We start from the raw sequence: 2,522 nt of genomic DNA, 5'->3' as shown, positions 1-2,522 counted from the left end.
AGGCCCAGACCGCGTATCCGATGACGCTTCGTGCGAACCGGAAACCTTTGATCCGCGACAAGTCTTCGATATTAAACATGGCGGTGGACTAACCCGACCCAGAAACGTCAACAACCTGACAATGCCGGCGAGGGGCATCCGGTTCGCGAAGCAACCGCGTAGATGCCGGGGCAGATCGCCTGGGGAAATGCCGCTTGCAGCACGCCAGTGACGCCGCATACGCTTGAAGCGAAAGCGAATCGGACCACACGTTACGAAGAAAAAAACGCCTCGCGCTCTCCGAAAACCTCTGACGACGGGCAATGTCCGGGACAGGGAGCGGGACGTCTATCCGGCCGATTCGAAGGGCTTCCGGGCCAGTCAGGACGGCGCCGGGTGGTCGAATATCGAGGCCTATTTCGTCGAGCTTGCAGGAGAATTTCTGTGAAGCCTGTATTGTGTGGAGACGGCACTTGAGCGCAACAAATTTTCGAAGCAGGTTTGCCCGCCTTGGCGACTCATTTGAAGGGCTTCTGAGCCATATCGGTTTGCTTCTTTCGGCCAATGTGATCATCGCCGGTGTCGGTCTGGGTACGCTGGCGATCATGACCCATGCGCTCGGCGCGGTGGGAATCGGGGTCCTGGCGCTGATCGAGGCCTATCCACGCACGCTTGACCAGGTCCTGAGATTCGAACCCTCGCAGGCGATTATCCGTTACGGGAACCGTGCGCGTGAAGCCGGCAATGACGAGGCTTTCCGCAGGCTGATCAAGTTCGGAACCTTGATGGATTTTCTGGGCGCAGCACTTGCGGCGACCCTGGCGCTTGCGGCTCTCGACCTTGCCAGCCGGTGGTTCAATTTCTCTGAAGATGAACGCCGAATGATGGCACTGTTCGTATTTGCCATGTTCACGTTCGTTTCAGCCACGCCAATATCCGTGTTGAGGTTGACGTCCCGGTTTGATCTCTACGCGCGTATCCTCGTGGCTGTCGCGCTGACGCGCTTCCTGTTGAGCGGCGTGCTCTGGCTGGCTGGAGCCGGACTCGAGGCGTTCTTCTACCTGGCGATGTTCACCGCCATCGCCGAGCATGTTGTCTTGTTCTGCGTGGCTTGGTGGGTGCTGCGCCGCAACGTCGAAGGGCCCATTCTTTCGCTGCCGCTCAAGGAGTTTCTGCGGGAGAATCCGCGCATCGTTTCCTTCATTTTCAATAGCAATATGAACGTACTGGCTCGCAACTCGACCCGTCGCTTCGATGTCTTCATTCTGGGGGGCGTGGTCGGATATGCGGAAATCGGCCTGTACCAGATTGCCAAGCGGGTCGGGCTTGCGGCCACCCGGTTGTCCCGGCCGATGCAGTTCGTCGTATTCCCCGCCTTGAGCCAGTTCTGGGAACGCGGAGAAGGGGCCAGGATCGTCAAGTTGGTCCTGCGTTTCAGCACCGTTTTCGCAATAATCGCCGTCATACTTGTCCCCGTGTTTGTAATCTGGGGCGATCAGTTCATCAGCCTGGCCTTCGGCCAGGAGTTCATTGCGGCGCAGCCCCTGGTGATCCTGCAGATCGTCGCGGCATCGCTGTTCATGACCGGTTCCATCCTGAACTCCGCGCTTCTGAGCATCGGGCGGGACGGGGCGCTCCTGAGTGTGACCCTGTCTGCCTGCCTGTTTTTCTTTGTCGCGTTGGTACCGGCGGTCAACACCTACGGAATCGTCGCTGCCAGCTGTCTGCATGTCCTTACGAACCTTATCTGGTGCTCTGGCTGCGTCTATTTCTTCGCGAAGTCTGTGCGAATGCAGCAGAATCTGTCGGCAGGGATATCGGAATGACCGTGAGAGAATCGCCCGTGTTCGCCGGCCTCTCTATCCAGGCAGAACAGGGCACCAAAGGGTGGCTCTCTTGCGTTTGCGAACCGAGTTCAAAGACGCAGAAAATGCCCCCTAAACGATGAAAGCCGTTTGATCGGAAGGACGCCGTTGACCGTCCCGGCAGGTCGTCCCTGCGTCAGGCCAGGATACGGGGCGCAACGTGACGGATCAGGATTGATCGATCGGCGGGTTGTACTCGCGCATGACATCCAGCGGGCGCTTCTGGGAATAGGCGACCATGGCTTCGGGGTCCGGATAGCCCACTCCCATGAACATCACGGGACGCTCGTATCCCTTTAGGCCCAGGACTTTTTCAGCCCTCTTCTCGTGTTTCTCGATATCCGGCCAGTTGAATATGCAGGAGCTCAACCCGAGGGTTTCCAGCGCATAGGAAAAGGACATCGCAGCGAGGGAGCCGTCGATGTAGATCACGTGCCGGTCGCGCTCGCTGTAGAACGCATCCAAGGTCCCCAGGACCACCACGATCACCGGAATGTTGTGCTTGAAACCAGCGGTCCCCCAGGGCAACGAGGCCACCGCAGCAATTGTTTCAGGGTCATCGAAGACGAGGAACCGGTAGGGTTAGCTGCCGAGCATTCCGATCACAAGGCGATCATGATTGACGCGACCTATCTGAAAGCCCACCGCACGGCGTCGAGCCTGCGGTTGAAAAAGGGG

At 58.5% G+C, this 2,522-nt stretch carries 2 protein-coding genes and 1 pseudogene; 2 read left to right on the top strand and 1 reads right to left on the bottom strand.

The window, feature by feature from the left end:
• Positions 1 to 452: 452 nt before the first annotated feature.
• Positions 453 to 1,805: a lipopolysaccharide biosynthesis protein gene (locus BLR85_RS28120; RefSeq protein ID WP_093165179.1), complete on the top strand. Its 1,353-nt coding sequence runs from the start codon at positions 453 to 455 to the stop codon at positions 1,803 to 1,805.
• Between the two features lie 207 nt (positions 1,806 to 2,012).
• Here the strand turns inward: BLR85_RS28120 and BLR85_RS28115 are convergent, their stop codons facing one another.
• Complete coding sequence (locus BLR85_RS28115; RefSeq protein WP_244520915.1) at positions 2,013 to 2,372, bottom strand: nitroreductase family protein; 360 nt, start codon at positions 2,370 to 2,372, stop codon at positions 2,013 to 2,015.
• A 48-nt stretch (positions 2,373 to 2,420) separates the two neighbouring features.
• Between BLR85_RS28115 and BLR85_RS28935 the strand changes: the two are divergent.
• Positions 2,421 to 2,522 (top strand): annotated as a pseudogene (locus BLR85_RS28935) (IS5/IS1182 family transposase); the annotation flags it as partial.

It is taken from the genome of Aliiruegeria lutimaris (genome assembly GCF_900099935.1).
Taxonomy (GTDB): domain Bacteria; phylum Pseudomonadota; class Alphaproteobacteria; order Rhodobacterales; family Rhodobacteraceae; genus Tropicimonas; species Tropicimonas lutimaris.
This window is presented reverse-complemented; position numbering and strand designations above follow the sequence as displayed.